General features: G+C 69.1%; 28 protein-coding genes and 1 tRNA gene. 21 read left to right on the top strand and 8 right to left on the bottom strand.

The window, feature by feature from the left end; genetic code table 11:
* Positions 1–52: 52 nt before the first annotated feature.
* The 4 genes from NJQ98_RS02460 to NJQ98_RS02475 all read left to right on the top strand — a co-directional run bounded on the left by NJQ98_RS02460 (position 53) and on the right by NJQ98_RS02475 (position 3,313).
* Positions 53–724 carry a helix-turn-helix domain-containing protein gene (locus tag NJQ98_RS02460; RefSeq protein ID WP_262175353.1) on the top strand — a complete coding sequence of 224 codons (672 nt, stop codon included), beginning with the start codon at positions 53–55 and terminating at the stop codon, positions 722–724.
* 55 nt (positions 725–779) lie between these two features.
* Positions 780–1,574, top strand: a complete 795-nt coding sequence (locus NJQ98_RS02465) for a lipoate--protein ligase family protein (protein WP_262175355.1) — start codon at positions 780–782, stop codon at positions 1,572–1,574.
* 78 nt (positions 1,575–1,652) lie between these two features.
* Positions 1,653–2,486, top strand: a complete 834-nt coding sequence (locus NJQ98_RS02470) for a deoxyribonuclease IV (RefSeq protein ID WP_262175357.1) — start codon at positions 1,653–1,655, stop codon at positions 2,484–2,486.
* A gap of 83 nt (positions 2,487–2,569) precedes the next feature.
* Positions 2,570–3,313: a class I SAM-dependent methyltransferase gene (locus NJQ98_RS02475; RefSeq protein ID WP_262178713.1), complete on the top strand. Its 744-nt coding sequence runs from the start codon at positions 2,570–2,572 to the stop codon at positions 3,311–3,313.
* A gap of 25 nt (positions 3,314–3,338) precedes the next feature.
* Here NJQ98_RS02475 and NJQ98_RS02480 read toward each other — a convergent pair whose 3' ends face one another.
* Positions 3,339–4,085, bottom strand: coding sequence for a hypothetical protein (locus NJQ98_RS02480; protein WP_262175358.1), 747 nt, complete (start codon positions 4,083–4,085; stop codon positions 3,339–3,341).
* 126 nt (positions 4,086–4,211) lie between these two features.
* Positions 4,212–4,859, bottom strand: a complete 648-nt coding sequence (locus NJQ98_RS02485) for a DUF7095 family protein (RefSeq protein ID WP_348533566.1) — start codon at positions 4,857–4,859, stop codon at positions 4,212–4,214.
* Between the two features lie 131 nt (positions 4,860–4,990).
* Between NJQ98_RS02485 and NJQ98_RS02490 the strand changes: the two genes are divergently transcribed.
* The 4 genes from NJQ98_RS02490 to NJQ98_RS02505 all read left to right on the top strand — a co-directional run bounded on the left by NJQ98_RS02490 (position 4,991) and on the right by NJQ98_RS02505 (position 10,039).
* The gene (locus tag NJQ98_RS02490; RefSeq protein WP_262175362.1) at positions 4,991–5,722 is read left to right on the top strand and encodes an alpha/beta hydrolase; all 732 of its coding nucleotides are present in this window, start codon (positions 4,991–4,993) and stop codon (positions 5,720–5,722) included.
* Between the two features lie 50 nt (positions 5,723–5,772).
* Positions 5,773–7,587 carry a bacterio-opsin activator domain-containing protein gene (locus tag NJQ98_RS02495; RefSeq protein ID WP_262175364.1) on the top strand — a complete coding sequence of 605 codons (1,815 nt, stop codon included), beginning with the start codon at positions 5,773–5,775 and terminating at the stop codon, positions 7,585–7,587.
* Positions 7,588–7,654: 67 nt separating this feature from the next.
* The gene (gene ncsA, locus NJQ98_RS02500; RefSeq protein WP_262175366.1) at positions 7,655–8,647 is read left to right on the top strand and encodes a tRNA 2-thiolation protein NcsA; all 993 of its coding nucleotides are present in this window, start codon (positions 7,655–7,657) and stop codon (positions 8,645–8,647) included.
* Between the two features lie 102 nt (positions 8,648–8,749).
* On the top strand, positions 8,750–10,039 hold the full coding sequence (locus NJQ98_RS02505) for an FG-GAP repeat domain-containing protein (RefSeq protein WP_262175367.1): 1,290 nt from the start codon (positions 8,750–8,752) through the stop codon (positions 10,037–10,039).
* A gap of 28 nt (positions 10,040–10,067) precedes the next feature.
* Here NJQ98_RS02505 and ftsZ read toward each other — a convergent pair whose 3' ends face one another.
* The 4 genes from ftsZ to NJQ98_RS02525 form a co-directional block, all read right to left on the bottom strand.
* Positions 10,068–11,276, bottom strand: a complete 1,209-nt coding sequence (gene ftsZ, locus NJQ98_RS02510; protein WP_262175369.1) for a cell division protein FtsZ — start codon at positions 11,274–11,276, stop codon at positions 10,068–10,070.
* A gap of 2 nt (positions 11,277–11,278) precedes the next feature.
* Positions 11,279–11,464, bottom strand: coding sequence for a transcriptional regulator CdrS (gene cdrS, locus NJQ98_RS02515; RefSeq protein WP_262175371.1), 186 nt, complete (start codon positions 11,462–11,464; stop codon positions 11,279–11,281).
* A gap of 213 nt (positions 11,465–11,677) precedes the next feature.
* The gene (locus NJQ98_RS02520) at positions 11,678–12,319 is read right to left on the bottom strand and encodes a zinc ribbon domain-containing protein (RefSeq protein ID WP_262178715.1); all 642 of its coding nucleotides are present in this window, start codon (positions 12,317–12,319) and stop codon (positions 11,678–11,680) included.
* Between the two features lie 72 nt (positions 12,320–12,391).
* A complete protein-coding gene (locus NJQ98_RS02525; RefSeq protein WP_262175372.1) occupies positions 12,392–12,607 on the bottom strand; it encodes a hypothetical protein in 216 nt (71 codons plus the stop codon).
* A gap of 122 nt (positions 12,608–12,729) precedes the next feature.
* On the opposite strand from NJQ98_RS02525, the gene NJQ98_RS02530 reads away from it, so the two are divergent.
* Positions 12,730–12,803 (top strand) — tRNA-Tyr (locus tag NJQ98_RS02530).
* Positions 12,804–12,956: 153 nt separating this feature from the next.
* Here the strand turns inward: NJQ98_RS02530 and NJQ98_RS02535 are convergent.
* A complete protein-coding gene (locus tag NJQ98_RS02535; protein ID WP_262175373.1) occupies positions 12,957–14,135 on the bottom strand; it encodes a carboxylate--amine ligase in 1,179 nt (392 codons plus the stop codon).
* Positions 14,136–15,010: 875 nt separating this feature from the next.
* Here NJQ98_RS02535 and NJQ98_RS02540 point away from each other — a divergent pair.
* From NJQ98_RS02540 to NJQ98_RS02570, 7 genes are all read left to right on the top strand, one after another.
* Positions 15,011–15,637 carry an HAD family hydrolase gene (locus tag NJQ98_RS02540; protein WP_262175374.1) on the top strand — a complete coding sequence of 209 codons (627 nt, stop codon included), beginning with the start codon at positions 15,011–15,013 and terminating at the stop codon, positions 15,635–15,637.
* Complete coding sequence (locus NJQ98_RS02545) at positions 15,634–16,572, top strand: CobD/CbiB family cobalamin biosynthesis protein (protein WP_262175375.1); 939 nt, start codon at positions 15,634–15,636, stop codon at positions 16,570–16,572. The genes NJQ98_RS02540 and NJQ98_RS02545 overlap by 4 nt, the downstream gene beginning before the upstream one ends.
* Complete coding sequence (cobS, locus tag NJQ98_RS02550; RefSeq protein WP_262175377.1) at positions 16,563–17,333, top strand: adenosylcobinamide-GDP ribazoletransferase; 771 nt, start codon at positions 16,563–16,565, stop codon at positions 17,331–17,333. The genes NJQ98_RS02545 and cobS overlap by 10 nt, the downstream gene beginning before the upstream one ends.
* Positions 17,333–17,872 (top strand): NTP transferase domain-containing protein, encoded by a 540-nt coding sequence (locus NJQ98_RS02555; protein ID WP_262178716.1) that lies wholly within the window; start codon positions 17,333–17,335, stop codon positions 17,870–17,872. The genes cobS and NJQ98_RS02555 overlap by 1 nt, the downstream gene beginning before the upstream one ends.
* A 122-nt stretch (positions 17,873–17,994) precedes the next feature.
* Entirely contained in the window at positions 17,995–19,041 is a 1,047-nt protein-coding gene (gene cobD, locus NJQ98_RS02560) for a threonine-phosphate decarboxylase CobD (RefSeq protein ID WP_262175378.1), read from the top strand.
* The gene (locus NJQ98_RS02565) at positions 19,034–19,732 is read left to right on the top strand and encodes an adenosylcobinamide amidohydrolase (RefSeq protein ID WP_262175379.1); all 699 of its coding nucleotides are present in this window, start codon (positions 19,034–19,036) and stop codon (positions 19,730–19,732) included. The genes cobD and NJQ98_RS02565 overlap by 8 nt, the downstream gene beginning before the upstream one ends.
* Before the next feature lie 9 nt (positions 19,733–19,741).
* Positions 19,742–20,392, top strand: a complete 651-nt coding sequence (locus NJQ98_RS02570; protein ID WP_262175380.1) for a cob(I)yrinic acid a,c-diamide adenosyltransferase — start codon at positions 19,742–19,744, stop codon at positions 20,390–20,392.
* Here the strand turns inward: NJQ98_RS02570 and NJQ98_RS02575 are convergent.
* Complete coding sequence (locus NJQ98_RS02575; protein ID WP_262175381.1) at positions 20,389–20,661, bottom strand: DUF8152 family protein; 273 nt, start codon at positions 20,659–20,661, stop codon at positions 20,389–20,391. The genes NJQ98_RS02570 and NJQ98_RS02575 overlap by 4 nt on opposite strands.
* A gap of 75 nt (positions 20,662–20,736) precedes the next feature.
* Between NJQ98_RS02575 and NJQ98_RS02580 the strand changes: the two genes are divergently transcribed.
* The 5 genes from NJQ98_RS02580 to NJQ98_RS02600 all read left to right on the top strand — a co-directional run bounded on the left by NJQ98_RS02580 (position 20,737) and on the right by NJQ98_RS02600 (position 26,627).
* Positions 20,737–22,212, top strand: a complete 1,476-nt coding sequence (locus tag NJQ98_RS02580; RefSeq protein ID WP_262175383.1) for a cobyric acid synthase — start codon at positions 20,737–20,739, stop codon at positions 22,210–22,212.
* Between the two features lie 59 nt (positions 22,213–22,271).
* Positions 22,272–23,036 carry a nucleotide-binding protein gene (locus NJQ98_RS02585; protein WP_262175384.1) on the top strand — a complete coding sequence of 255 codons (765 nt, stop codon included), beginning with the start codon at positions 22,272–22,274 and terminating at the stop codon, positions 23,034–23,036.
* Positions 23,033–23,578: a DUF8054 family protein gene (locus tag NJQ98_RS02590; RefSeq protein WP_262175385.1), complete on the top strand. Its 546-nt coding sequence runs from the start codon at positions 23,033–23,035 to the stop codon at positions 23,576–23,578. The genes NJQ98_RS02585 and NJQ98_RS02590 overlap by 4 nt, the downstream gene beginning before the upstream one ends.
* 32 nt (positions 23,579–23,610) lie before the next feature.
* The gene (locus NJQ98_RS02595) at positions 23,611–24,792 is read left to right on the top strand and encodes a hypothetical protein (RefSeq protein ID WP_262175386.1); all 1,182 of its coding nucleotides are present in this window, start codon (positions 23,611–23,613) and stop codon (positions 24,790–24,792) included.
* Between the two features lie 77 nt (positions 24,793–24,869).
* On the top strand, positions 24,870–26,627 hold the full coding sequence (locus NJQ98_RS02600) for an ABC transporter substrate-binding protein (protein WP_262175388.1): 1,758 nt from the start codon (positions 24,870–24,872) through the stop codon (positions 26,625–26,627).
* Positions 26,628–26,629: the final 2 nt, after the last annotated feature.

Below are 26,629 nucleotides of genomic sequence, written 5' to 3' on the forward strand. Positions count from 1 at the left end.
CGTGGTGCCCCAGCGGCGAGGCGCATTTATATTCGGGGGTTCGATAGCCGGTGTGAAGTACGTCAGGCTCTCGCTGTCGCTGCCGCCCGACGCGCGCAACCCGATGCACCAGTTCGTCGTCGACCACGACGGCTACGAGGCGAGCTACCTGCTCCGGGGGAACAACATCGACGCCGACGTCCACACGATGCTGTTCTACGTCGACGGCCACCCGGTCGCCCCCTATCGCGAGGCCCTGGAGGCGACCGAGTACGTCATCGAGTACGCCATCTCCACGTGTCCGGACGACTCGTTCTATCTCTACGTCCGGGACCGGTTCTCCGAGACCGGCCGGGGTATCGTCGACGCGGTCACCGCCGCGGGGCTGGTGGGCGTCTCGCCGGTCGCGTTCCGGGCCGACGGGACGATGGCGCTCACGCTCGTCGGGCCGGGTGAGACCGTCCAGCGCGCCGTCGAGGCCGTCCCGGACGGCATCGGCGTCGACGTCCGCGAGGTCGGCGAGTACGTGAACCACCGCTTCGAACCGACGGCGGCCCTGACCGACCGCCAGTTCGAGGCCGTCGCCGCCGCCGTCGACTGTGGCTACTACGAGGAACCCCGCGAGGGGTCGACCGCCGACGTGGCCGAGGCGCTGGGTTGCTCCCCCGGCACCGCCGCCGAACATCTCCGGAAGGCCGAAAAGCGGGTGATGGGCCGGCTCGTCGACGGCGGCGGTCCGGCGTGAGACGCTCGCGGCGGCAGTCGCAACGGCTAATCCACGCGACCGCCTACCGGCGCCAATGACACTCGCGGAGCTGGACTGGCGGGTCGTCGGCGAAGCCACCGACGACGGCCCGATGACGATGGCACTGGAGGAGATTGCCGCCGAGACGGCCGCCGACGGCGGCCCGGCGACGGTCCGGGTGTACACCTGGCCCGACGTGCTCTCGCTGGGGTACAGCCAGGACCCCGACACCGTCGACTGGGACTACTGCGAGCGTGAGGGCGTCGGCGTCACCCGCCGGCCGACGGGCGGGGGCGCCATCTACCACGACCGCTACGCCGACATCTCCTACAGCATCGTCGCGCCGGCCGAGGCCGTCCCCGGCGACCTGATGGCGTGTTACAAACTGTTCTGCGAACCGATACTCGATGCCTTCGAAGGGATGGGCGTCGACGCCAGCTTCGTCGACGCGGAACGGGACGCGGTCCACCAGCCCGCCTGCTACCTGCGAGCGCTCCATCCCGCTCACGACATCGTCGGTCCCGACGGGCGCAAAATCGGCGGCAACGCCCAGTACCGACGGAACGACGCGGTCGTCCAGCACGGCTCGCTGTCGCTGTCGCTCCGACCCGACCGTCACTGTGGCTGTTTCACGGCCAAACCGGACCACGACGCCTTCCGCGAGCGTGTGGGCGCGATAGACGAGTACGCCGACTGCGAGCGGGACACGGCCGTGGCCACGCTCGGCGAGACGCTGGCCGACTGGGTCGACGCCGACGAGGGCGGGTGGACCGACGACGAGCGGTCTCGCGCACGCGAGCGCGCGGACTCGAAGTACGCGACCGACGAGTGGGTCCGCCGGACGCCCTGAGCGGGGCATCGCCGGTCCGGACGGTTCGCGCTGACGAATGTCGGAACCCCTTTTATCCGGCGCCCCCCACCGCTGTCCATGGTACGAGTCGGTGCACACACCTCTATCGCCGGCGGCGCCTACAACGCCGTCGACGAGCAAGTCGAGTACGGCGGCAACTGCGGCCAGATATTCTCCCACTCCCCGCAGGTCTGGCAGGACCCCAACATCGAGGACGACGAGGCCGCGAAGTTCCGCGAGCTGAGCGAGCAAAACGGCGTCGGCCCGTGGGTCATCCACTCCTCCTACCTCGTGAACCTCTGTACGCCGAAAGACGACCTCCGCGAGAAGTCCCTGGACTCGATGCAAAAGGAGGTCGACGCCGCCGACAAACTCGGTATCGAGTACGTCAACGTCCACCTGGGCGCCCACACCGGCGCCGGCGTCGACGGCGGGCTCGACAACGCGGCGAGCGTGCTGGACGACCTGGACGTGCCCGACGGCGTCACCGTCCTCATCGAGTCCGACGCCGGCAGCGGGACGAAGCTGGGCGGCCAGTTCGAACACCTGGCGACGGTTCGGGAACGGACGAGCCTCGACATCGAGTTCTGTCTCGACACCGCCCACATGTTCGCGGCGGGCTACGACCTCTCGACGCCGGAAGGGGTCGCGGAGACCTTCGCCGAGTTCGACGACGTGGTCGGCTTCGAGGACCTGGCCTGCATCCACCTCAACGACTCCAAACACGACTGTGGGACCAACAAGGACGAACACGCCCACATCGGCGAGGGCGAAATCGGCGAGGCCGGGATGGAGGCGTTCGTCAACCACGACGCCGTCGAAGACGTTCCACTCGTGCTGGAGACGCCCACCGAGGACGGCAAGAGCTTCGCGTGGAACATCGAGCGGGTGCGGGAGCTGCGCGCCGACTGACCGCGAACTTTTTGCCGCTGTCCCGACTGCGTTCTCGCGTGCGACGCTTCTCCGCCGACTACCTCGAAACCACCCGCACGGGGATGTGGGCCGACTCCCGCGAGGCGCTCGTCGACCTCGACCTGGCGTCGTGTGACCGCGTCCTCGACGTCGGCTGTGGCACCGGCGAACTGACGCGTGTCTGCCGCGAGGAGAGCGACGCCGACGTGGTGGGGCTGGACGCCGACGCCGGACTCCTGTCGTCGGTTCCGGGGCAGACCGTCAGGGGCGACGCGACGCGGCTCCCCTTCGACACCGACAGCTTCGACCTCGTGGTGTGTCAGGCGCTGCTCATCAACCTCCCGGACCCGGTCGCCGCCGTCCGGGAGTTCGCCCGGGTGGCCACCGACCGCGTCGCGGCCGTCGAGCCAAACAACGGCGCGGTCACGGTCCGCTCGACCGTCGACAGCGAGCCGCGGCTGGCCCGGCGCGCCCGCGAGCGCTTCCTCGACGGGGTCGACACCGACGTGGAGCTCGGTGCCGACGCCGCCGACGTATTCGAGGCGGCCGGCCTCGACGTCGTCTCGACTCGACGGTACGACCAGGAGCTACGCGTCGAGCCGCCCTACGGCGACGGCGCCGTCCGCGCCGCCCGACGGAAGGCCACCGGCGAGGGGCTGGCGACCGACCGGGAGACCATCCTCGACGGCGAGACCACGCCCGAGGAGTACGACGCCCTGCGCGAGCAGTGGCGCGAGATGGGGCGGGACGTGGTCGACCAGATGCGGACCGACGACTACGAGCGCCGGGAGACGGTCCCCTTCTTCGTCACCGTCGGTCGGGTTTGACCGCCCGCCCCCGGACGGACAGCGCTCACTCCGTCCCCGGAATCGGTACGACGCCCTCGCCGGCGGCGACGTTCCAGCGCTCGTCCGGCGCGACGGTCAGGCTGACGACGCCGGTCTCGACCGTTTCGGGGCGCTCGAAGCGGACGGCGGTCGTCCGCGACGTGTAGTCGTCCGTCACGATACAGGGGTCGCTGTGGCAGCCGAAGGCGTGGACGCCGTCGTCGGTCGCCTCCAGGCGTTTGACGTGCGGATACACCGACCCCGACCCCCAGCCGGACTCGACGACGAGGACGGCGTGGGTGGCGACATTCGTCTCCCGAATCAGCCGGGCGGGCTCGCTGTCCGCCTCGCTGTCGACTCTCTCGAGGTCGGACGCGTCGGTCAGGAGCGCCGCAAACAGCTCGTCGCCGCTGTCGTCGTCGGACAGTTCGAGCCCCGACTCGGCCAGGACGCTCCCCCTGGCGTGTGCCTGTTCGAACGACAGCGACGGCTCCGTCGCCATGTTCGCACAGAGATACAGCGGGTCCCTCCCGCCGTCGGGGCCGTCGCCACAGTCGGGGACGGCGATATCGTAGGGCGGCTCGTCGACCCGCTCCAGGCCCGGGGGGAGCTGTCCGTTCGTGGGCGGGTCAGTCGGGGTCTCTGTCGGCGTCTCGCTCGGCTGGTCGGTGGGCGTGCCGGCCGGGGTGTCCGCGTCGTCGAGACAGCCGGCGGCCAGCGCTGCCACCGACACGCCGGCGAGTCGGAGGGCGTCGCGTCGCGTGCGTTCCATACCGGGGCGTGACGTGGTTCAGATAAAGCTCTTGTAGTGGCTCAAACGGCGGTTTGAGTGTGCAGTGGCTGGAGTTCGCTTCGAGAACCCTCGCTCCGCTCGGGTTCTCGCTTTGCTCGGTGTCTCCTACACCACGTCGCCCCGAACCGTCGCCCCCTCCTGCCGATTCCGGTAGGCCCGCACGGCGTCGGCGGCCTCGTCGGCCTCGCCGGTGTCCATTCCCAGCATCTCCAGGGCCCCCGACAGCGTCGGCAGGACGAAGTCGCCGTCCCGGAGCTTCCTGAACGCCTCCTCGGACCGCTGTCCCTCTACCCACAGACACGCGCCGCGGGGGTCGAGAATCTGCTCGTAGTCCTCGCGGGCCATCGCCCCCTTGAGCCGCTGGGTGACGTTGTCGTCGAAGGAAGCGTTGCACACTTCCAGATGAATCGGCTCGTCGCTGTCGGGCAGCAGGTGGGCGGCGAGACACTTCTCGGGCGCGGCGTGCCCGTTCGCGTTGGCCCGGAGGTAGTCGGGGTGTTCGTCGGCCCACTCGGCCCGGACGGTCTTGCCCACGCCGTCGACGCCGTGGCTCCGCTTGAACTCGTCGCTGCGCTCCGGGGCGTCCTTGAAGAGGATGTCCTTGGTGACGTAGACGTCCAGCCGCTCGACGGGGTCGAGCCCCAGTGCCACGTCGCCGTAGACCCACACCTCCCGGACCGGGACGGGCATAGTCTCGGACTCGACAGTCTCGACGATATCCTCGACGCGGGCGACGGCGGCCGCGCGGTCCATACTCATTGCCCCCCGATAGTGGGCCGGCGGGCAAAACGCTGACTCTCCGCGGGCGGGACCACCATCGGGGACGGGTGTGGCGCGACCAGTACGTGCCGTGGAGTTTTCCCTCCCTCCGGCGAACTCGGTGTATGCGGATTCGGATTTACGACGACGGCGCCGGCGCTGACGAGGCGGTGCGGGACTGCCTGTTCGTCCTCGGCTGGGGCAACCGCTGTCGCCACGACAACGTCCAGTGGCTCGTCGACCGGCTGGCCCGGCGGTACCGCGTCCACGTCGCCGAGCTGCCGACACACATCACCGACTTCGAGCGCGAGTGGGTCGCGCCCCTCGAATCCTACGCCGCCGACCTCGACCGCTTCGACCTCCTGGGTCACAGCGCCGGCGGGCTGGCGGCGGCCCACCTCGATGCCGACGGCGCGGGCAACCGCGTCTATCTCAGCCCGTGGTGGGGCAGCGACTACCCGCTGCCCGACGCCGTCTTCCGGGCGGTCACCTCGCTTCCGATATCGACGCCCGTCCTTCCGTTCAGCGACCTCGGAGCCGACGCGCTTGGCGCTCTCGCCACCGACCAGCAGCTCGCGGACGGCCCCGCGGCCGCCTCGCCGGCCTTCCTCCGGACCGTCGACCGCGCACAGCGGCGGCTCCCGCCGGCCCGCGAGGACGCGGTCGCATTCTGTACGCTCACCGACGCCATCGTCGACCCGCGGGCTATCGGTCACCGGCTTCCGGCCGACCGCATCCGGCTGTACGACGGCGGCCACGAGCTGTTCTCCTCGCCCGCCAGGGAGTCGCTCACCGGGACGGTCCTCGACAGTCTCAGCGAGGGGCCATCGGCCCTCGGCTCCGGGCCGGCTCCGTAGGCCGGGGCCACCGGCGGAACGATTATCTCCTTCAATACTGTTGACACTATATGGAGTACCGACCGGCGCTCGACGACATCTACGCCGAGACGCTGCAGGTGTTCACCGACAGCGACGAGCCGACGGCGCCACGGACCACACCGGAAGTCACTGCGGAGCTGGACTGCGGTCGCCGCGCGACCCACAAACGCCTCCAGTATCTCGCCGAGACAGGGGAGCTCCGAACGAAGAAGGTCGGCGCCGGCGCCCGCGTCTGGTGGTGTCCGGCCGGCGTCGACCCGCCGGACGAGCGCCGGCTCAGGGAGCTGCTGACCAACGCCGAGCGGCTGGGCGACGTCGGCGCCTGGGAGTACGACATCGACGACGGCGAGCTGTTCTGGACCGACGGCGCCCGCCGGATACACGGCGTCGAGAGCGGATACGAACCGGAGCTGGAGACGGCCCTGGACTTCTTCCACCCCGAGGACCGGCCGACGATGCGGCGGCGGTTCGAGACCTGCGTCGAGACGGGCGCGCCCTACAGCGCGGAGCTGCGCCTGATTACGGCGGCCGACGAGGAACGCTGGGTCCGCGTCTCCGGGGAAGCCATCTCCGGGGCCGGCCACGAGTTAGTCCGTGGCTACCTCCAGGACATCACCGCCAGGAAACACCGCGAGCGGCTCCTGGAGAGTCAACGCGACAACCTCGAGGTGTTGAACAACCTCAACGCCGTCGTCCGACAGCTCACCGACGCCGTCATCGACCAGTCGACCCGCCCCGAAATCGAGGCCGCGACCTGCGAGCAACTGAGCGCCTCCGACTCCTATCGGTTCGCCTGGATTGCGACGATAGACCCGGTCACCCTCGAACTCGTCCCGCGGGTGGAACACGGCTGTGACGGCTACCTGTCCGACGCCGGCCTGACCTCGAACCCGACGGAACCTGGCGGACAGGGGCCCGCCGGCCGGGCGGTCAGAACACGGGAGATGCAGCTCTCGCGCGACGTCTACGCCGACCCGGACTTCGAGCCCTGGCTCGACCTGGCCGAACGCTACGGCTACCGCTCGATGGCCGTCATCCCCATCGTCTTCGGGGAGACGCTGTACGGCGTCCTCGGCATCTACTCCGAGCGGGTCGACGCCTTCGGCGCGGCCGAGCGCGAGGTGCTCGAAGGCATCGGCGAGATAGTCGGACACGCCATCGCCGCGGTCGAACGCAAGCAGGCGCTGCTCTCCGACGAAATCGTCGAGCTCTCCTTCCGGCTCACCGACACCCGCGGCAGAATCGGCATCCCGGAGTGGTTCGAGGCCACCGTCGAGTTCGACAGCATGCTGTCGCTGGGCGACGGTGTGTTTCTCGTCTACGGGACAGCCACCGGCGTCGAGCGGTCGTCGATAGAGCGGCTCACGGAGACGGCGTCGCTCCGCTACATCGACGACATCACCGTGCTCAGGGCGCGGGGCGAGGGGTACGATATCGAAATGACGCTCGTCGACCCGCCGGTCCTCTCGACCGTCGCGAGCGTCGGCGGCTACGTCTCGACCGTCACCGTCACCGGCGACAGCACCACGATGACCGTCCACCTCGCGGCCGACGGGGACGTCTCCGGGGCCATCGACCGCATCACGGGCGTCGAGGCCGACATGGAGATGCTCCGGCGCCGACAGACGACTCGGTCGCCCCGCTCGCTCGACTCGCGGCTTCTCGACTCGCTGACCGACCGCCAGCGGGCGGCCTTGGACGCGGCGTACTTCATGGGCTATTTCAACTGGCCCCGCGAGAACGCCGGTCCGGCGGTGGCGGAGCGGCTCGGCGTGAGCTCGTCTACGTTCCACCAGCACCTCCGGAAGGCCGAGTCGAAGCTGCTCGACGCCGTCTTCGAGTGAGCGGCTGGCGCCTCCCTTTCGGGTGCGAGACGAAACCCTCAGGGCGACCCGGACGTACCTCAACCTAATGGAGTGTGACAAGTGCGGGTCCGACGCGGTGTTGCACGCGGCCTATTCGGGGCTCTATCTCTGTGAGGACCACCTCTGTCGGGCCGTCGAGAAACGGCTTCGTCGGCGGGTGCGCGAGGACGGACTCGTCCCCGACGACGCGACGCCCGAGGACCCCGAGACGTGGGTCATCGGGCTCTCGGGCGGCAAGGACAGCGTCGTCCTCACCCACATCCTCCACGACGTCTTCGAGCGGGACCCCCGAATCGAACTCGTCGCGCTCTCCATCCACGAGGGCATCGAGGGGTACCGCGACAAGAGCCTGGAGGCCTGCGAGGAGCTGACCGACGACCTGGGAATCCGCCACAAGGTCGTCTCCTACGAGTCCGAATTCGGCGTCCAGATGGACGACGTCGTCGAGGACGACCCCGAGGGGATGGCCGCCTGTGCCTACTGCGGCGTGTTCCGGCGGGACGTCCTCTCGCGGTACGCCGAGGAGCTGGGCGCGGACAAACTGCTGACCGGCCACAACTTAGACGACGAGGCCGAGACGGCGCTGATGAACTTCCTGGAGGGCGACGTCGACCAGATAGCCAAGCACTTCGACGCCTCGCTGGGCCCCTTCGAGGGCGGTGACGCCCCCACGGACCGGACCCGGGCGAACCAGGACCACCACATCCCCCGAGCGAAGCCCCTGCGCGACGTACCCGAGAAGGAGATAGCCCTCTACGCTCGCTTCCGTGACCTCCCGGCTCACATCACCGAGTGTCCCCACTCCTCGGAGGCCTACCGCGGCGAGATTCAGGAACTCATGCTCGGTCTGGAGGAGAACCATCCGGGCACGCGCCACTCCATCATGGCCGGCTACGAGAAACTCGCCGCGCTGGCGGCCGACGCGTTCGGCGGCGAAGACAGCGCGAAAGACTTCGGCGAGTGCGACAACTGCGGCGCGCCCACCGCTCGCGACATCTGTCGGAAGTGCAACCTGATTGAAGCGCTGGAAGCGGTCTGAGACCGCCACACGCGACCCGCGGACCGAAGCCGAGTTTCGGGCGGCGCTACCGCCGGCGCGTCTCGGAAAGCCATATTATCTCGGAGACAAATATCCCACGGGATGGGTCCTCAGCTCTCCACTGCGTCCAGCGAGCGAGCGATATCTCCGGTCGTCGGCACCGTTCTGTTTCTGGCCGTCGTCCTGCTGTTGGTCGCCATCTCGGGCGCGTTGTTCCTCGGACTGACCGAGGAGCAAGACCCGGCCCCGCAGGCCCGACTGGCGCTGGAGCCGATAGAATCGGCCGACGACTACCGACTCGTCCACGAGTCCGGCGACTCGATTACCGGCAGCCGCGTCCGAATCCGTGGTATCGAGGACCCCGATACGCTCGCGGGCACCGAGCTGACCGCCGGGAGCGAGATACGCGTCACTCCCACCAGCGAGACGGTCCGTATCATCTGGGAGGAACAACGGCAGCAGCCCTCGTCGTACATCCTTTCGACGTTCGATACGACGCTGTCGTCGTCTTCCTCCAGCGCGTCGCTTCCCGACGGCGTGGTGTTTACCGGCGCGACCAGCGGAATCCTGAACGTCTCGGGCGACGGCGGGTCGAAATCCGTCATCCCGACCCCGTCCGCTCCGCAGGCGCTCGGCCCGGCCAGCGATGTCGACGGCGACGGCACTATCGAGGTGCCGTATGCGAACAGCGCCGGGGAGATTCGGCTCGTTGACGCCGCCGGCAACACGGAGACGGTCGCCTCGACTATCCCGTCGGGCTCCGGTATCGATAACAACAAGACACGGCTGACGACCGGGAGCTGGGACGGGTGTTCCGGCGTCCTCTTCGCCGGCAACGACAGCCGGTTCTACTGTTCGTCGGTCGGCAATGCCACGGCGGAGATCGCCGACCCCGGTGACGGTTCGGACGCGGTGGCCGGCGTCCGTGACATCGACGGCGACGGCGACGACGAGTTCGTCTTCGTCGACGGGAGTCAGACGCTCCAGTACTACGACACGCCGGGCGGAACGCCGACCGTGCTCAGCACGACGACACTCGGCTCCAACACCGGCGTCGGGGGCGGGTCGTTCGGTGACTTCGACGACGACGGCCAGTTGCGGGTGGCGTACGTCGACGGCAGCACCAACATCCACCTGGTCGATGCTGGGTCGGACACGAAAATCCAGGGGACCGACATCGACAGCGGGACCACGCCGACGGCCGCGAAGTCGCCCGTGACTGCGGCCGACGTCGACGGCGACGGGCTCGACGAACTGGTGTACGTCGACGCGTCCACTGGCGACCTGCGATACATCGACGAACTGGACCGACCGGCGGGTAACTGGGAACTGCAGTTCCTCACTGCGGACGGGAGCCGGGTAGGGGGCGACGTGGCGACGGGTACTGTCTAACGGCTCGGAAAAAACGGATTGTTGAGGTCTACTCGCTCGTCCGGACGACGTCGAGACCGTTGTTCTTCTCCTTCTGGCTGCGGCCGCCGTCGGTCTCGCCGTAGCCGGCACTGCTGCCGGCGCTGCTTGGCTCGTCGAAGTTCTCGGAGGCGTCGAAGGAGGTGTCGTCGCCGACCTCCTGAATCGCCTCGCGGGACTTGTTGGCCTGCTTCTGGGTGGACGGGCCAAGCACCTGTGCGGACTGGACGCCGGTCATGATGGCCATGACGCGGACCTTGCCCTTGTACTCCTCCTGGATGCGGGCGCCCCAGATGACGTTCGCCGAGGCTTCCAGTCGCTCGGTGATGTTCTGGGCGATGCCCTCGGCCTCCTTCAGCGTGAGGTCCGGGCCGCCGGTGATGTGGACGAGCCCGCCGCTCGCGCCGCGGTAGTCCACGTCCAGCAGGGGGTGGTTCATCGCGTCCTTGACCACTTCCTCGGTCTTGTTCTTGTCCTGGGTCTCGCCCACCAGCATCACCGCGACGCCGCCCTGGTTCATGATGGATGTCATGTCGGCGTAGTCGAGGTTGATGAGGCTGGGCTGGGTAATCGTCTCCGAGATGCCCTTTACCGTCTCGGCGATGATCTGGTCCATCACCGAGAAGGCCTTGCCGATGGGCAGGTTCGGGACGTAGTCCAGCAGGCGGTTGTTGTCCAGCACGATGATGGAGTCGGCCTCGTTGCGGAGCTTCTCCAGGCCCTCCTCGGCTTTCACCGTGCGGGCGCGCTCGACGTTGAACGGCGTCGACACCATGCCGACGACGATGGCGCCCTGTTCCTTGGCGATTTTCGAGACCACGGGGGCTGCGCCGGTCCCGGTCCCGCCACCCATGCCGGCGGTGACGAAGACGAGGTCGGCATCGCCCAGCACTTCCTTGATGGTCCCCTGTGCCATCTCGGTCGCGCGCTCGCCCATCGAGGGGTCGCCGCCCGCGCCGAGCCCGTTGGTCAGGGATTTGCCGACGAGTATCTTCGTGTCGGCCTCGATCATCTTGAGGTGCTGCTTGTCCGTGTTGATGGCCACGGTGTCGGCGCCCTCGACGCCGATGTTGTACAGGCGGTTGACGGTGTTGTTGCCGGCGCCGCCGCAGCCGACGATGACGATTCGGGGGTCGCCGAACCCGTCGATGTCCTCGTCGGACAGCTTCTGCTGTTCCTGCTCGTCGCGTTCGAGGGCTTCGTTGACGATGTCCTGCATCGTTACACCCTCGCCCAGGTCCGCTTCTCGTTTTTCTCGGAGGTGCGTTCCGAGCCCTCTTGCTCGGATAGCATCTCCCGGACGGCCGACCGGATCGCCTCACTCCGGTTGGGGTACTCCCCCGTCTCGACCATCTGTTCGACCTCTTCAATCTGCTGCTTCGGAATCCGTAGTGTCACACGCTCCATGGTTGTTTCCCTTTGGGTAAGACGATCCAAACGCCCCGTGTTTACGGCGCGCGTGTCTGTTTACACAGCGAAATCGCCCGATGGCGGCCGGTGTGCCGCCGCGACCCCTACTGTGTAAGACGGTCGTCTTACGCACGATGTACCACAGACTATGGCATAATAAAACTTCCGCCGAGTGTATGACAAATCCACGTTTACGGCGGTAAGGCGATGCTACTCCCTGTTTGCGCCACTTCTGGACTGCTCCAGCACGTCCGCTGCGGGGGTCCGTCGTCCGCAGCCGGGACAGAATCCCCAGTCGGAACGGAGCTCGTCGCCGCAGTCACAGAACACGCGCCGGGAAGCCTTCTCCCCGCAGTTCGGGCAGTAAACGTGGGAGGACGCCAGGTTCTCGCCACATTGGGCACACGCGGAGTCGGTCTCCGACCCCGTCTTCTTCCGGGTCGTGTCCGCGTTTTCACGACCGTCGGCCGCTGTCTTACGGCCCTCGCGGTCGTGTGATACACCCGTCGTCTCACCCTCGGCGGCCGTGTCTGACGCGTGTCTGCTGTCGGCCGATTCTTCGCGTACAGCCCCGCTATCGGCGTCGAGCGTGATGTTTACATTTACGTCCTGGGGCTGGCGGCTCGCCCTCGGAGGTTCCAGCCGGTCGGCGATGAGCGCGTCGACGCGGTCGGCGATGAGCGCGTCGATGCTCTCGGTGTCGGTGACCGGTTCGTCCGCGTCCGACGACGACTCGGACTCCTCGTCGAGATACGCACGGAGCGCCTCGCGCATGACCTGGCTCTTCGAGGCGTCGAACTCCTCGAGGCGGTCGACGAGGGCGTCGTCGGCGCGGAACGTTATCTTGCTCATCCGACTCGTCATACAGGTCGTCGCCCGGGTATTTCAATCTTCCCGCTGTGTCTGACGCCTGTCGGCTCGGCGTCAGCGCGGGTCGTAGCTAGCGCTCCAGGAGCGGTCACAAAACGGGCATTCGATGCGGTAGTTGTTCGAGCCGAGCAGCTTCGACTCGACCGTGACCGAGAGGTCGCCCGCCTCGCGGGCGCACTCGACGTGGAACCCCTCCCCACAGTGGTCACAGGACACCGACTGGAGCTCGCTGGTGAGCGGGTCACCACAGTAGTCACAGTCTCCAAGCACGCCCCACCCTACGCTCACCTCCGGTTTAGATATTGTGTGCGAGCCACACATGTCACGGGACCGCGAACCCTCCGTGAATAACAACCCTTAAGTCCGGACCGCGGGCTATTTTCGACTGCAGACCGCCCTTAGCTCAGACTGGTAGAGCAGTCGACTGTAGATCGACTTGTCCCCCGTTCAAATCGGGGAGGGCGGACTTGTTCTGTCGGAGCGACGTGACGACTGACAAGTCCAACCGACACGATTTGAGCATGGAAGTCGCAGCGGCCGAGCGAAGCGAGGCCGACCGTCTTCCTTCGTTCAAATCGGGGAGGGCGGACTTCTCCTGCGAACGAAGTGAGCACCAGTCTCACCGGCGCCACGACAGCTCGTTTCTGACTCCCCGGATGAACGGCCCGGGGTCGTCGAGCGTGAGATAATCGAAGTTGGGCTCGCGCAGACAGGAGACGAGTATCTCCCGCGCCCGCCGTGTGATGGGCGGCTTCGCCACGACCGACGAGTCGGTCCGAACGATACTCAGGAGATGTCGAAGCTCTCCGTGGAGTGAATGGGTCCCGACACCGAGGTCGTAGCTACAGTCTATCTCGTCTTCCCGACCGCGCGCGGCGAGCCAGTAGTACAGCGGGAAGTCGGCGCCGGCCCGGACGGTCGACGGGAGCGACTGCCACATTCTGGGGTTGATCTCGGTGAGGTAGAACTCCCCAGTCTCCTCGTGGCGCATGTACTCGATGCAGGCCAGCCCGTGCCAGTCGAGTTCGTCGAGCAGCGCCCGCGCGGCCGCTTCCAGTTCGGGAATCGCCACCGACTCGCGGTAGACGCCGCCGCCGCCGGCGTACGTGTCGCCCCGAATCTGGCGGTGCTGGAACATCGCCAGCGGCTCGCCGTGGTCGTACAGCGCCCCGATCATGTACTCCGCCGTCGACGGGATATACTCCTGGACGATGGGTTCGTGACCCATCGCCCCGGACAACGCCTCGGCGTCGGGGGCCTCGCCCGCGGCGAGATGTGTCAGGGACTTTTCGACTGTCATGTCGGTCGGCTCCCTGTCCGGGACGACGCCCTCGGCGAGCACGTTGTACCGGGACTTGACAATCTGTTCGCCCGACCACTCCTCGACCTCGCCGAGCCTGGCCGTCGACGGGACCGGGACGCCCCCGCTCTCGGCCGCCTCGACGAGCCGCAGTCTGTCGGCCACCGTGCGGAACTGGTCGAACGAGGGGACGAAGAGGTCTGTGGCGGCCTCGAACTCGTCCCGGTAGCGCGAGAGGAGATAGGCGCCGTCCGGTCGGATGGGGACGACCGTCTTTACCGCCGGTCGTCGAGCGAGTTCGAGCAGGTCGTCCCGGTACGCGAGCAGGTCCGCTCGCGGGTCACTGACCGATAGCGACTCGGTACAGTGCCTGGATGCGCCCGCCGGCACCCTCGGTTTCTCCGATGCGATGATGGTATCGATACCGTGGCGTGAGAGGGACTGCACACACGTGTAGCCCTGTGTCTCGTACCCAGTCGGAATGAGCGCGGCAGTCATATTCCCCCTTCCTGAAACCTCTCTCGACGAACAGTATCAGTATGGGGAGCGTATCGACGGTAACACGGCTTTATCCGGGCCTCGCAGAGCATGGGTTCGACCCCGTGGCGCGACTGCCTCGCGTGTTCGTCCCTCGGATTCATTATGTATGTCTGACGTATCCCCGCCGGCGCGCGGGCTCGTCGGTCGCTCTCGGAAGGGCCGCTGACTCGGGGGACCTCGTTTCGATAGTACCGGCCGACCGAACGGCTGTGACTTCTATCTGGCAAAACCGCAAGACTGCGCCGGGTGAAATGGCGTGAACTATCAGCACTCTTTTTGGTCGTATGGGCCGATTACTCTCCGTGGTCGCCGATGGGAGTCTTTGACAAAGCACGCAGCGTTTCCCACCTCGGGGAGCCAACGGGACGCCCGTACATCTGTCTAGAGTGTGAGGCGTCATTCGACCTCCAGCACCACACCTGCCCGGACTGTGGCGGGTACGACATCCGCCGTGCGAAGTGGGTCGAGTAGCCGTCGGCGCCCACACTGGCACGTCCGCTTCGCTATCGGGCCTTCGCCCATTTTTCACGCCGCTGCCGACGGTGGCGAAACGGCCTACCGGCGTTGATTCTCATACGTATCGGTATACAAATGATTGGTCTGGCCGACACATGGGGGAGCCCGGCGGCGGAACCGGATTGGGTAACTACCATGTCTCCACACTGCAGTCTTGCGGTTAATGTATGGAATCTAACTGTAAACACTGCTATCTGTATAAGAACTCTAACACTAATGCCAGGTGGAAATATCGGAATAATAGTATGTGCAAGACGGATGTGTGACGCACTGATGTGACCACACAGTTCAAGTGTGATTGCAGTAACTACACGGATGTGGCTGTTTCGTTCGACCTCTTCGGGACGCTCGTCGCGGCCGACCGGCCCGACGAGCCCTGGGACGCCGTGGCCGCCAGTCTCGACCGGCGCGGAGTCGCCGTGCCCGCAGACTGGGAGGCGGCCTACCGGTCCGCCCACCGCGAGTACGACCGCGGTCGGGAGGCACCGCTCGACGAACACGTCCGACTCGCTCTGGACAGCCGCGGCGTCGAGGTCACGGCAGCGACCGCTCGCGAGGCCGTCCTGGCAGCCTTCGACGGGCCGGTGTCCCGACGCGACGGCGCTCACGACGCGCTCGCGGCGGCGGCCGACCGCGGCCCGGTCGCCGTCTGCTCGAACTGCAGCGTCCCGGGGCTGGTCGAGCGGACGCTCGCACGCGTCGACTTCGCCGGCGACGCGCTCGACGCCGTCGTGACGAGCGTGGCCTGTGGCTGGCGCAAGCCCCACCCCCGAATCTTCGAGGCGACTGCCGACGCCCTCGGCGTGCCCCTCTCGGCCCTGGTCCACGTCGGCGACGACGCCCGCACGGACGGGGGCGCGGGGCGGGCGGGCGCACGGTCGGTACTGCTCGCCGACACGCCGCTTCCGACCGTCGCGTCGCGGCTCCGGGAGGGGCGGCTGTGACGCCGGTTCCGGTTCTCGTCGCGGGCGCCCTCGAAGCGCTCGTCGGCGAACCGCCCACGCGATATCACCCGGTCGCCTGGTTCGGCCGGCTGGTCGCGCCGCTGGACCGCGAGTGGGCCCGCCCGCTCGCCGTGGGCGCGCTCGGTGCGTTCGCCCTCCCACTCGCCGCCGCGGGCGCGGTCGCGGCTGCCGTCGTTCTCGCGGGGACCTGGTCGGCGCTCTCCGCGGCTGCCCTCGCGGGGGCGGCCCTGTTCCTCTCGACCAGCCTCCGGGGATTGTTAGCCGCGGCCGCCGCGGTCGTCGCCGACTCCGACACCGACCCCGACGCGGCCCAGGACGGACTGCTCGCGCTCGCCGGGCGGGACGCGAGCGCGCTCTCGCCCGGCCAGCTCCGCAGCGCGGCCGTCGAGAGCGCCGCCGAGAACCTGGCCGACGGGCTGGTCGCGCCGCTGTCGGCGTTCGTCGTCGGAGCGGCGGTCGCCGCGGTCGCCGTGGTCCCCGCGCTCCCGGTCGCGGCCGCGGCCGCGACGTGGGTCAAGGGCGTCAACACCATGGACTCGATGCTGGGTTATCCCGACAAGCGGGTCGGAACTCCGGCCGCTCTGCTCGACGACGCGGTGATGTGGCTCCCGGCCCGTCTGAGCGCGCTCGTCCTCGCGGTCGCGCTCGTGGACCTGCGCTCGCTCGCACGCACGCGGGAGTGGCTCGACGGCGTCCCCTCGCCGAACTCCGGGTGGCCGATGGGCGTCGCCGCCGCCGGGCTGGCCGTGCGTCTGGAGAAACCGGGCGTCTACGTCCTCAACCCCGAGGCCGGCCTCCCGGACGCGGCGGCCGCCCGCCGCGGGGTCCGCGCCGTGGTCGTCGCCGGCGTCCTCAGCTACGCGCTCGCTGCCCTGGCCCTGACCGCACTCGGGGAGGTGACGGCGTGGTCCTGAGCGCGCTCCGGGGCGCCCTCGGTTTCCTCTCCAGGCTCCCCGTCGGTCACGACGAGGACGCCTGGACGGCGTTCACCGCGACCCCGGCGGCGTTCCCGCTCGCGGGCTACGCCGTCGGCGCGCTCGTGGCGCTGCCGTTCCTGGCGGTCGGCCGCCTGCCCGGGGCCGTCGTCGCCGCCGCCGCTCTCGCCGCGGTGGTCACCGTCACCGGCGTCAACCACGCCGACGGACTGGCGGACCTGGGCGACGCGGCGGCGGTCCACGGTACGCCGGCCGAACGCCGCGATGTGATGCGGGACACGACTGTCGGCGTCGGCGCGGTGCTGGCACTCGGGACGGTCCTCGTCGCGCTCGCGCTCGGCTTCCTGGCGACGACGACACTGCCGGTCATCGCCGCCGTCGCCGTCGTCCTCGCGAGCGAGGTCGGCGCGAAGCTCGCGATGGCGACGCTGGCCTGTCTGGGCGAGCCGAGCCACGAGGGCTTCGGTTCGACGATGCTCGACGGGAACGGGCCCGCCGATTTGCTGGTCGCGCTCGCCGCGACCCTTCCGATAGCCGCTGTCGTCGTCCCGGTCACCGCTACCGCCCTCGTTGCCGCCCTCGCCGTGGCGCTGCTGGTCCGACGGTGGGCACGGCGGACGCTCGGCGGCGTCGGCGGCGACGTCTTCGGCGCGACGAACGAACTCGCCCGCGTCGCCGCGCTGCACGGCGCGGTCGCCGCGTGGCACCTCCTGGGGGGGTCGGTGTGGACGCTCTGGTGATGTGTGGCGGCCGCGGGACGCGCCTCGATACCGACGCGGAGAAACCCCTGTTTCGTGTCGGCGGGGTCCCGATGGTCGACCGCGTGCTCGGGGCGCTCGACCGGAGCCGAATCGACACCGCCTACGCGGTCACCTCTCCCGCCGCGCCCGAGACGCGGGCTCACCTCGACGGCCCCTGTATCGAGACGCCCGGCGAGGGGTACGTCGCGGACCTCGACGCGGCGCTGGCCGACCAGCGAGTGTCGACGCCCGTTCTCACCGTCGCGGCCGACCTCCCGCTGCTCGACGGCGCGATACTCGACCGCGTGCTCGACGCCCACGACAGCGGCTCGCTCTCGGTACTCGTCCCGGCCGCCCGCAAGCGCGAGCTGGGCGTCAGCGACGACACCACCTTCGAGCGCGATGGCCGCGAGGTCGCACCGACCGGGGTGAACGTGGTCGGCGACGCGGGCGACGACGCCTGGCTCACCGACGACTTCCGGGTCGCGGTCAACGTGAACACGCTCGCTGACGCTCGGGTGGCCGAGGGGTTACTGTAGTTGCTTCTCTCGCGGCGGTCCTGACTTCGAGAGCCGGAAAGCCGCCCGCGCTCTGACTGGTCCCTGTTTCAGGACCATAAGCTACGGAAAGCTTCTCCATGCCGCCGTCCCTCGTCGCTGCTATGAATCCCGACAGCGTCGCGGCGCTGCGCGCCGCCGGCGAGAGCGACCCCCACATCGGCGCGGACGGGCGCGTCCCCCACGGCAGCAGCGACGACCCCGACCTGCTGGACTTCAGCGCGAACACGAACCCGCTGGTTCCGCCGGGCACGCGCGACGTCTTCGGGGCCGCCTTCGATGCGGCACGCTCCTATCCCGACGACGGCTATCCGGCGTTCCGCTCGGCCGCGGCCGAGTTCGTCGGCTGCGACCCGGCCGAAGTCGTCCCCACTGCGGGCGGGCTCGAAGCCATCCGGCTGGCTATCGGGACCACGGTTCGGCCGGGCGAATCGGTGCTCGTCCCGGCGCCGAGCTTCGGCGAGTACGCACGCGAGGTCCGCCTGCAGGGGGGCGAGCCGGCGTTCGTCGACCACGACGCGATTCTCGACGCCGACCCCGCCGGCCACGCGATGGCCGTCGTCTGCAACCCTAACAACCCGACCGGGGCGTGCTACGACGCCGATAGGCTCCGGACCTTTGCCGACCGCTGTCGCGAGGCCGGGACGACGCTGCTGGTCGACGAGGCCTTCCTCGGCTTCACCGACCAGCCGTCGCTCGCGGGCCGGCCGGGCGTCGTCGTCGCCCGCTCGCTCACGAAGCTGTTCGGCCTGCCGGGGGTCCGGATGGGGTATGCCGTCGGGACCGGCGACGCGCTCGACCGCCTCGCGACCGCTCGGCGGGCCTGGTCGATGAGCGCGCCGGCGGCCGCCGTGGGCGCGCACTGCTACGGCGCCGAGGCGTTCGTCGCCGAGACCCGTGAGCGGGTTGCCCGCGAACGAGAGCGTATGCATGAGCGACTCGACGCCCGCTTCGACGTGTTCCCGTCCGACTCGCCGTTCCTCTGTTTCGACGCCGGGGAGGCCGGCGTCGACGACCTGCTCGCGACGGCCCGTGAGCGGGGTATCGCGCTGCGGGACGCGCGGACGTTCCGACGCCTCGATGGCCACGTCCGCGTGGCCGTCCGCCTACCGGACGAAAACGACCGGCTGCTGGAGGCGCTGGATGTTTGAGACGACCCGCCGGGACGGCGTCACCCGGGTCCGACGGGCGGGGACGCGCTGGCTCTCGACCGCGTGGGACGGCGGCTACCGCGAGGCGGACGCGGCCTACAACGTCACCGTCCCGACCGGCTTCGACCGGACCGACCTCGACGACTACCGCGAGCGGCGGCTGGCCCAGGTCGGCTTTGAGGTCGGGCCGACGCTGCTTACCGGCGTCGCGATGGACCACGCCCGCGTCGCCACGAGTGGGCCGGTGACGGTGCTTTCGACCGCGGGGCTCTCGAACCCGGCGGTGTTGCCGGTCGGGACGGACAGCGCGGCCGCCGGTGGTGCCGGCGACGACACCGGGCCGTGGCGACCCGGGACGGTCAACCTCCTCGTCGGCGTCGACCGCGCGCTCTCCGACGGCGCGCTCGCGACGCTGCTCGGGACCGTCGTCGAGGCGAAGGCGGCGACGCTGCTTGCCGTCGCCGACGTGCCGGGGACCACCTCGGACGCCGCCGTGGTCGGTGCTGACCCGAGCGCCGAGCGGGCCGAGTTCGCTGGCAGCGCGACCGACGTGGGGTCGGCCGCGCGGGCCTGTGTGCGCGACGCCGTGGTGGCGAGTCTCCGCTCGCGATACGACGACGGGCCGCCCGCGCCGGCCGACGCGACGTACGGCGTCGTCACCGACCGCCAGAGCGATGTTCGTGCCCCCTAATCTCCCCCCATGAGCGACAACACCGCCGGCCCGACAGCGGAGCCCATCCAGCCCAGCGCGCCTGAGGAGTTCGGCCTCGTGCAGGTGTGGTGGGGCGACGGGAAGGGCAAGACGACCGCGGCGCTGGGGATGGCGACCCGCGCGGTCGGCCACGGCTATCGGGCCCACCTCCTGCAGTTCATGAAAGGCGGGACCGGGACCGTCGAGGACGTCCGGGGCGAGTACAACGCCATCGCGGCGCTGCCGGGCTTTTCCTACGAGAACGCCGGCCACTACGGCTGGCACGGCTTCATGGACGGCAGCGACGACGACGAACACACGGCCCGCGCGAAGGGGGCGCTCGACCGGGCCCACGAGATTCTGGCCGCCAGCGCCGAGGCGGACCTGACCCGCCCGCTCGACGCCGACGGCCCGCCCGAAGCCGGCGTCAATATGCTCGTCGTCGACGAGATACTGTACGCCGCGAACCGGGGGCTCGTCGACCCAGAGGACGTGGTCGAACTCATCGAGGCCAAACCCGACAACGTCGAACTCGTTCTCACAGGCGGTCACGACGCGCCCGAGTACGTCTTCGAGCACGCCGACCTCGTCACCGAGGTCGGGAAGGTGAAACACCCCCTGGACGCGGGTCACTCGGCGCGGAAGGGCACCGAGTACTAGCCCTCGTCGGGCAGCAGCTCCTCGACAATAGTCCTCGCGGCCGCGACGTGTTCGTCGGCGGCCTCGTCGCCGGTCGATTCGACGTTTGCAAGCAGGTGCCCGACTTTCTCCAGCCGCTCCCGTCGTACCGGCGCGTCCATGTTCCCGTCGGCGACCTCGCCCGCGATGGCCTCGGCCTCGCCGAGCCAGCGACTCGCGGTGCGCTCGACCGGTCGCTCCGCAGTCGCAGCTAGGTGGTCGTACAGGTCCCGCAGACGCGTCTCGTTCATACGGCAGCCAGACGCGCCGACCCGAAATAACCGCCGCCGAACCACTCATGTCTACGGCGCTCCCAGTCCCGATAGATGGCGACGACTCTCCTGGTCGCTGGAACTGCTTCACACGTGGGAAAGAGCACGGTAGCGGCCGGGCTCTGTCGCCTGCTCGCCGACCGTGGCGTGTCGGTCGCGCCGTTCAAGGCCCAGAACATGAGCAACAACGCCCGGGCGACCCCGGGCGGTGAAATCGGCGTCTCCCAGTACGTTCAGGCCCGCGCGGCCCGGGTCGCTCCCTCGACCGACCACAACCCCGTCCTGCTCAAGCCCCGCGGCGACGGGGAGTCACAGCTGGTCGTCGACGGGACGGCGGTCGGCAACTACGCCGCCGGGAGCTACTACGAGGATCACTGGGCGGATGCGCTGGCCGCGGCCGAGGCCGCTCACGGACGGCTCGCCGCCGACCGCGACGTCGTCGTCGCGGAGGGCGCCGGCTCCATCGCCGAGATAAATCTCCACCACCGGGACCTCGCGAACGTCGAGACGGCCCGCTTTGCTGACGCCGATATCCTCCTCGTAGCGGACATCGAACGGGGCGGCGTCTTCGCCTCGCTCGTCGGGACGCTCGAACTCGTCCCCGAGGACATCCGCGAGCGAATCGCCGGCGCCGTCGTCACGAAGTTCCGGGGGGACAGGTCGCTGCTCGACCCCGGTCTCGACGCCTTCGAGGAGCGAACGGGCGTTCCGGTGGTCGGCGTGCTCCCCTACGACGACCCCGGCCTCCCCGAGGAGGACAGCGTCGCGCTGCCGCCGGTCGGCGAGCGGGCCGTTCGCGGCGGGGACGACGGCGTGCCGGACGAGCACAGCGTCACCGTCGCGGTCCCGCGGCTCCCGCGCATCTCGAATTTCACCGACCTCCGGCCCCTCGCCGCCGAGCCCGGGGTCCGCGTCACCTACGTCCCGCCCTCGGCCTCGCTGGCCGACGCCGACGCCGTGGTGTTGCCAGGCAGCAAGAACACCGTCGACGACCTGCTGGCGCTGCGGGAGGCCGGGTTCGGCGAGCGTCTCCGGGCGTTCGACGGGCCGGTGGTCGGGCTCTGCGGGGGGTATCAGATGCTCGGCGAGGCGATAACGAACGCTTCCCTCGAAGGAACCGGAAGCCGGGAGCGCGTCGAAGGGCTGGGTCTGCTCCCGGTCCGGACGGTCTTCTCGACCGAAAAGACCGTCGACCACGTCGAGCGGCGGCTCGACGGTGTCGGCCCCCTCGCGGGCGCCAGCGGTACCGTCACGGGATACGAAATACACATGGGCGAATCGGAGCCGACCGGCGAGGTGATACGCCCCTTCGACGGCGCCGGCGCGGCGACCGCTCACGTGCTCGGGACCTACCTCCACGACCTCTTCACCAACCGGGCAGCGGTAGATGCCTTCGTGAGAAGTACGTTCGATGCGGCCGGCGTCGAGCGGCTATCGGCGGACAGCGGGCAGCGGTCGGACCCGTACGACCGGGCCGCCGCGCTCGTCGAGACACACGTCGACCCGGACCCGCTGCCGGTGAGCTGGTAGGGTTGTTTTCGCGCCCGTAAGACGGAACTTTATATGCCATCGGCGGGCCACTACCGGTAATGGTCGAAGTGTTCGCTGTCGCCAGCGGCAAGGGTGGAACGGGCAAGACCACCAGCACGGTCGCGCTGGGGATGGCCCTGTCCGAGCGCTACGACGTCACCGTGGTCGACGCCGACACCGGGATGGCGAACCTGCTCTTTCACGCCGGGCTCTCGGACGCCGAGACGACGCTGCACGACGTGCTCGCGGACTCGGCGGCGGTCGAGGCGGCGACCTACGACCGGTTCGGGATGACGGTCGTCCCGTGTGGCACGAGCCTCGACGGCTTCCGCGACGCCGACCCGGCCCGCCTGCGGGAGGTGGTCGCGCGGCTGGCCGCCGACACGGACGTCATCCTGCTCGACTCCCCACCGGCGCTCGACAGCCGGGCCGCCGTGCTCCCCGTGGTGATGGCCGACCGGGCGGTCGTCGTCCTCCAGCCGACCATCCCCGCTATCTCGGACGGCCTGAAAGTACAGGAGTACGCGCTCTCCTACGACACAGCCGTCGCGGGTATCCTGTTCAACAAGGTCCGGGAGGACGGCGTCGACCGCGTGGCCGAGAAGACCGAGCGCTACTTCGAGGGACCGACGCTCGGGGCCGTCCCGGAGAGCGAGCGCGCACGCGAGGCCCGCCGGGCCGGTCGGCCGCTGCTGGCCCACGCCCCCGACTGCGAGGCCGCGGCGGCCTACCGGCAGGCCGCCGACTCGCTCGCCGTCCGGGACGGCGAATCCGGCGAGGTCGCCGACCGGTTCCGAAGCGCGGTCATCCCGGAGCCACCATGAGGCTCCCGCAGGGGCGGCTCAGAAAGTCACGGGTCGTCACCGACCCGCGCGAGCCCCTCGCGGAGGTGCTCGACCGCGGGGTGACCGGCTACGCGGTGTTCGAGCCACAGGACTCGCTGTTGCTCGACGCCGACGGCCGCGGCGTCGTCACCTTCGCCGACGGCGTGCCGGTGGTCGCCTACCACACCGGCACCGGCAGGGGCGGTCCGCCGGCGCTGGCCGACCTCGCCGTCCCGGGGCCGTATCACGTCTCCGTCTTCGAACTCGACGCGGCCGACCTCGCGCCGGTCCACGAGGTCGACGACCTCCGCGTGCCGCCCGGGATGCCCGCCGAGCGGCTGGCCGGTGACCCCGCGCTGGCCGACAGCACCCGCCGTTCCGCCCCCGCCCAGCGGCCGACTGCCCCGGCGGCCGACGGGGCGGGCGACCACGGCGCTGTCGAGGCGTTTCTGGAAGACGAAGAAAAGATTGCCGCCATCCGGGAACAGGCCAGGGAGGAAGCGAAACAGCGTGCGGCCGAGTGGAAACTGAACGATACGTAATTAACGCTGTGTCCTGTAGTAGCCGCTAACAAATGGGGCGTTCCGTTCCCGCCGTACTCGCCGTGCTCGCTATCGCCGTCGTCCTGTCCCTCTCGGTCCCCGTCGCTGGCCACGCACAGGACCGGGCCCAGCAGGCCGACGGGTCACAGACGATAATCGAGGTCGACGGGTCCGGCGACCGGCTGTGGCCCTACACCAGCCGCTCGGAGAGATTCGAGGACCGGACGCTCGTCATCAACGCCATCGTCACCGAGAACCCGAGGACTGCGCGGGAGATTCTGGGCCAGAACGTCGAGGACGGATGGGACCGGACGCGACCGACCAGACAACCGCTGGGGGCCCAGATAAACCTCGCTCAGACGAACTCGGTGTCGAGCTGGCGACACGCCCACGGCTCGGTCCGATACACCTACGTCGAGACCGAAGCCGGCGAGGGCCGGTGGCTCGAACAGCGGTACCAGCTCCACGTCGGGGCGTATCTCGGCTCGCGCCACCACGTCCGGGCCTTTGCCCCTTCGGCGGACTCCTCCTGGACCGCGCTGCAGGCTCACTCGGAGTACTGGGACTGGTTTCGCCTGCGCCACACCGTCACTGAGATCCGGGGGACCGCTGACATGCTGGAGTCGGAGTTCGAAAACAGCGACGTCGAGGCCGTCGAGCGCCGTCACGAGCAAAACGCCAGAGGGCTCGACCGCGGCATCGTCGTCGTCGTCGTGAGTGCGCTGCTCCCGGGGCTCGTCGGCATTACCGCCCGGAAGGACTGGGCGGTCCTCGACGAGGTGCTCTCCCAGCCCGCCACTCGCGACCAGGCGCTGGTCGTGTTCGGGCTGGCGGCCGGGATTCCCCTGGTGGTTCGCGCCCTGGGTATCGGGCTCGAAGACGCCATCCCGCTGCTCACGCCGAAGCTGTTCGTCGTCATGCTGTACCCGTGTCTCGCCATCGGGCTCCCGGTCGCCGTGGTCTGGTACGCCGCCGACCTGCCCGGGTGGCTGGCGGCCCCGGCGGCTGCCATCGGGCTCGCGCTGGGTTTCACACTGGAGTTCGCCATGCTCGGGTTCGTTCCCCCGGACCGGATACTGCAGCACCGACTGCTCATGACGGCCGCCCTCGGGGCCCTGGCCGCGGGCGGGGGTAACCGACGCTCGGCGTTTACATTCGTCGGCGCCGCTGTGTGGCTCTGGGGGCTGCTCGCACCGCTCTTCGGGTTCCTGTGACCGCCCGGCCACAAACACAGGGCTGTTATATCATGAGCTAAACACCTACAGTAATGGCGTCTTGCTCCGGTGGTGATATGGGGGTCACCCGTCGGTCCGCACTGGCGGGTCTCTCCGGCGGGCTCGCCGCGATGAGCGGCTGCCTCAGCCGGATACGGGCCCTCGTCGGCCGGAGTCAACCGACGACCGTCTCGCTCTCGATAAAGACGCTCCCGGTCGACCAGGACCCGTACGCTATCGCCATCGCCCGGCAGCTGTCGACCTGGCTGGAAAGTGCCGGCATCCAGGCCAGCATCCAGCCTATCACCGCCGAGGGGCTCTACCGACAGACACTCGTCAACCACGAGTTCGACCTGTTCGTCGGCCAGTTCCCGGGGACGTTCGACGACCCGGACGCCTTCCACTCGCTGTTGCACTCCACGTACTCGGTCGAGTCGGGGTTACAGAACCCATTCGGCTACACCAACCTCATGATGGACGACCTGCTGGAGCGACAGCGACGGGAGACCGGCACACAGCGGACAGAAACGGCCACGCGCATCCAGCGACGGCTCGTGCAGGTGTGTCCCTTCCTGGTACTTGGCTTCCCGAACGTCATCCGGGCCGCACGCACCGACCGGTTCACCGGGTGGAACGGGGTGTTCGACCCGTCGCCGGTGAACCTCCTGGGCCTGAACCGCACAGCCGAGTCCGCGACGAGGCTCCGGGCGACCACGCCCGACGACAGGTCGATGGCGAACCTCAACCCGCTCATGTCGAGCTACCGCGGCCCGTCGGACATCACGGACCTGCTGTACGACTCGCTCGCGTACCGCTACCAGGGCACCCTCTACCCGTGGGCGGCGACGAACTGGGAGTGGACCGGCGAGGACCCGCTCGAACTCGAGGTGACGCTGCGCGAGGACCTCTCCTGGCACGACGACCGACAGCTGACCGCGTCCGACGCCGCCTTCACCTACCGGCTGTTACAGGACACCTCACTGGAGTCGCTCCCCGAACCGGTCCCGACGTTTCGCTATCGGGGCCGCTCCTCGCTCGTCGACAGCGCGACCGCCGTCGACGACGTGACGCTCAGGCTCCGGTTTGCCGACTGCAGCCGCCAGACGGCACGCCGGGTGCTCACCGTTCCGCTGTTGCCCCAGCACGTCTGGCGCGACCGAACGGACAAGGCGACCGTCAGCGGCGTGGACGTCGGTGTGACGACGACCGACGCGCTCGTGAGTTCGAACATCCCGCCGGTCGGTAGCGGCCCCCTCCAGTTCACGTCGGTGTCCCAGGACCAGACGCTCGTGCTCGAACGCTTCGAGGACCACTTCCTCGAGACGACAGAGGAGACGGGACTGCCCAGCGCCCTCTCCGACGGACTGGCCTTCGACGAGTTCGAACTCCGCTTTGTCGGTTCTGACTCCTCGGCGGTCAACCTCGTCGCCGACGGGGAGGCCGACGTGACCGCGCTGGGCGTGGGGCCGAATCTGACTTCGAGAATCGGCCGCGCCGACGAGGTCTCGTTGAACATCGACCGAAGCGGGGCGTTCTACTTCGTCGGGATAAACACCCGTCGCCCGCCGCTGACGAACCCGCGGTTCCGCAACACGCTCGCCCGGCTGGTCGACCGCGGGTGGCTGGCCGAGTCGGTGTTCGACGGCTACGTCGACCCCGCGGTGAGCCCGCTGGCGGGCACCAAGTGGCTCCCCTCGGACCTCGAATGGGAGCGGTCGGACCCGGTCACCGACTTCCTCGGTACCGACGGGACCATCGACACGGAGCGTGCCCGCAAAGCGTTCCGCGCCGCCGGCTACCGGTACAATGAACAGGGACGGCTGCTCCAGTCCTGACC

It is taken from the genome of Haloarcula laminariae (genome assembly GCF_025457605.1).
In the GTDB taxonomy this organism is placed as follows: Archaea; Halobacteriota; Halobacteria; order Halobacteriales; family Haloarculaceae; genus Haloarcula; species Haloarcula laminariae.

Excerpts from the sequence above, each read along its gene's own strand:
- NJQ98_RS02565 (WP_262175379.1), top strand. The coding sequence starts at position 19,034 with ATGTTTGAGACGACCCGCCGGGACGGCGTCACCCGGGTCCGACGGGCG.
- NJQ98_RS02465 (WP_262175355.1), top strand. The coding sequence starts at position 780 with ATGACACTCGCGGAGCTGGACTGGCGGGTCGTCGGCGAAGCCACCGAC.
- cobD (WP_262175378.1), top strand. The coding sequence starts at position 17,995 with ATGAATCCCGACAGCGTCGCGGCGCTGCGCGCCGCCGGCGAGAGCGAC.
- NJQ98_RS02555 (WP_262178716.1), top strand. The coding sequence starts at position 17,333 with ATGTGTGGCGGCCGCGGGACGCGCCTCGATACCGACGCGGAGAAACCC.
- NJQ98_RS02570 (WP_262175380.1), top strand. The coding sequence starts at position 19,742 with ATGAGCGACAACACCGCCGGCCCGACAGCGGAGCCCATCCAGCCCAGC.
- NJQ98_RS02495 (WP_262175364.1), top strand. The coding sequence starts at position 5,773 with ATGGAGTACCGACCGGCGCTCGACGACATCTACGCCGAGACGCTGCAG.
- NJQ98_RS02475 (WP_262178713.1), top strand. The coding sequence starts at position 2,570 with ATGTGGGCCGACTCCCGCGAGGCGCTCGTCGACCTCGACCTGGCGTCG.
- NJQ98_RS02580 (WP_262175383.1), top strand. The coding sequence starts at position 20,737 with ATGGCGACGACTCTCCTGGTCGCTGGAACTGCTTCACACGTGGGAAAG.
- NJQ98_RS02590 (WP_262175385.1), top strand. The coding sequence starts at position 23,033 with ATGAGGCTCCCGCAGGGGCGGCTCAGAAAGTCACGGGTCGTCACCGAC.
- NJQ98_RS02575 (WP_262175381.1), bottom strand. The coding sequence starts at position 20,661 with ATGAACGAGACGCGTCTGCGGGACCTGTACGACCACCTAGCTGCGACT.
- NJQ98_RS02470 (WP_262175357.1), top strand. The coding sequence starts at position 1,653 with ATGGTACGAGTCGGTGCACACACCTCTATCGCCGGCGGCGCCTACAAC.
- cdrS (WP_262175371.1), bottom strand. The coding sequence starts at position 11,464 with ATGGAGCGTGTGACACTACGGATTCCGAAGCAGCAGATTGAAGAGGTC.
- NJQ98_RS02520 (WP_262178715.1), bottom strand. The coding sequence starts at position 12,319 with ATGAGCAAGATAACGTTCCGCGCCGACGACGCCCTCGTCGACCGCCTC.
- NJQ98_RS02535 (WP_262175373.1), bottom strand. The coding sequence starts at position 14,135 with ATGACTGCCGCGCTCATTCCGACTGGGTACGAGACACAGGGCTACACG.
- NJQ98_RS02585 (WP_262175384.1), top strand. The coding sequence starts at position 22,272 with ATGGTCGAAGTGTTCGCTGTCGCCAGCGGCAAGGGTGGAACGGGCAAG.
- NJQ98_RS02485 (WP_348533566.1), bottom strand. The coding sequence starts at position 4,859 with ATGGACCGCGCGGCCGCCGTCGCCCGCGTCGAGGATATCGTCGAGACT.
- NJQ98_RS02490 (WP_262175362.1), top strand. The coding sequence starts at position 4,991 with ATGCGGATTCGGATTTACGACGACGGCGCCGGCGCTGACGAGGCGGTG.
- NJQ98_RS02480 (WP_262175358.1), bottom strand. The coding sequence starts at position 4,085 with ATGGAACGCACGCGACGCGACGCCCTCCGACTCGCCGGCGTGTCGGTG.
- ftsZ (WP_262175369.1), bottom strand. The coding sequence starts at position 11,276 with ATGCAGGACATCGTCAACGAAGCCCTCGAACGCGACGAGCAGGAACAG.
- ncsA (WP_262175366.1), top strand. The coding sequence starts at position 7,655 with ATGGAGTGTGACAAGTGCGGGTCCGACGCGGTGTTGCACGCGGCCTAT.
- NJQ98_RS02595 (WP_262175386.1), top strand. The coding sequence starts at position 23,611 with ATGGGGCGTTCCGTTCCCGCCGTACTCGCCGTGCTCGCTATCGCCGTC.
- NJQ98_RS02600 (WP_262175388.1), top strand. The coding sequence starts at position 24,870 with ATGGGGGTCACCCGTCGGTCCGCACTGGCGGGTCTCTCCGGCGGGCTC.
- NJQ98_RS02505 (WP_262175367.1), top strand. The coding sequence starts at position 8,750 with ATGGGTCCTCAGCTCTCCACTGCGTCCAGCGAGCGAGCGATATCTCCG.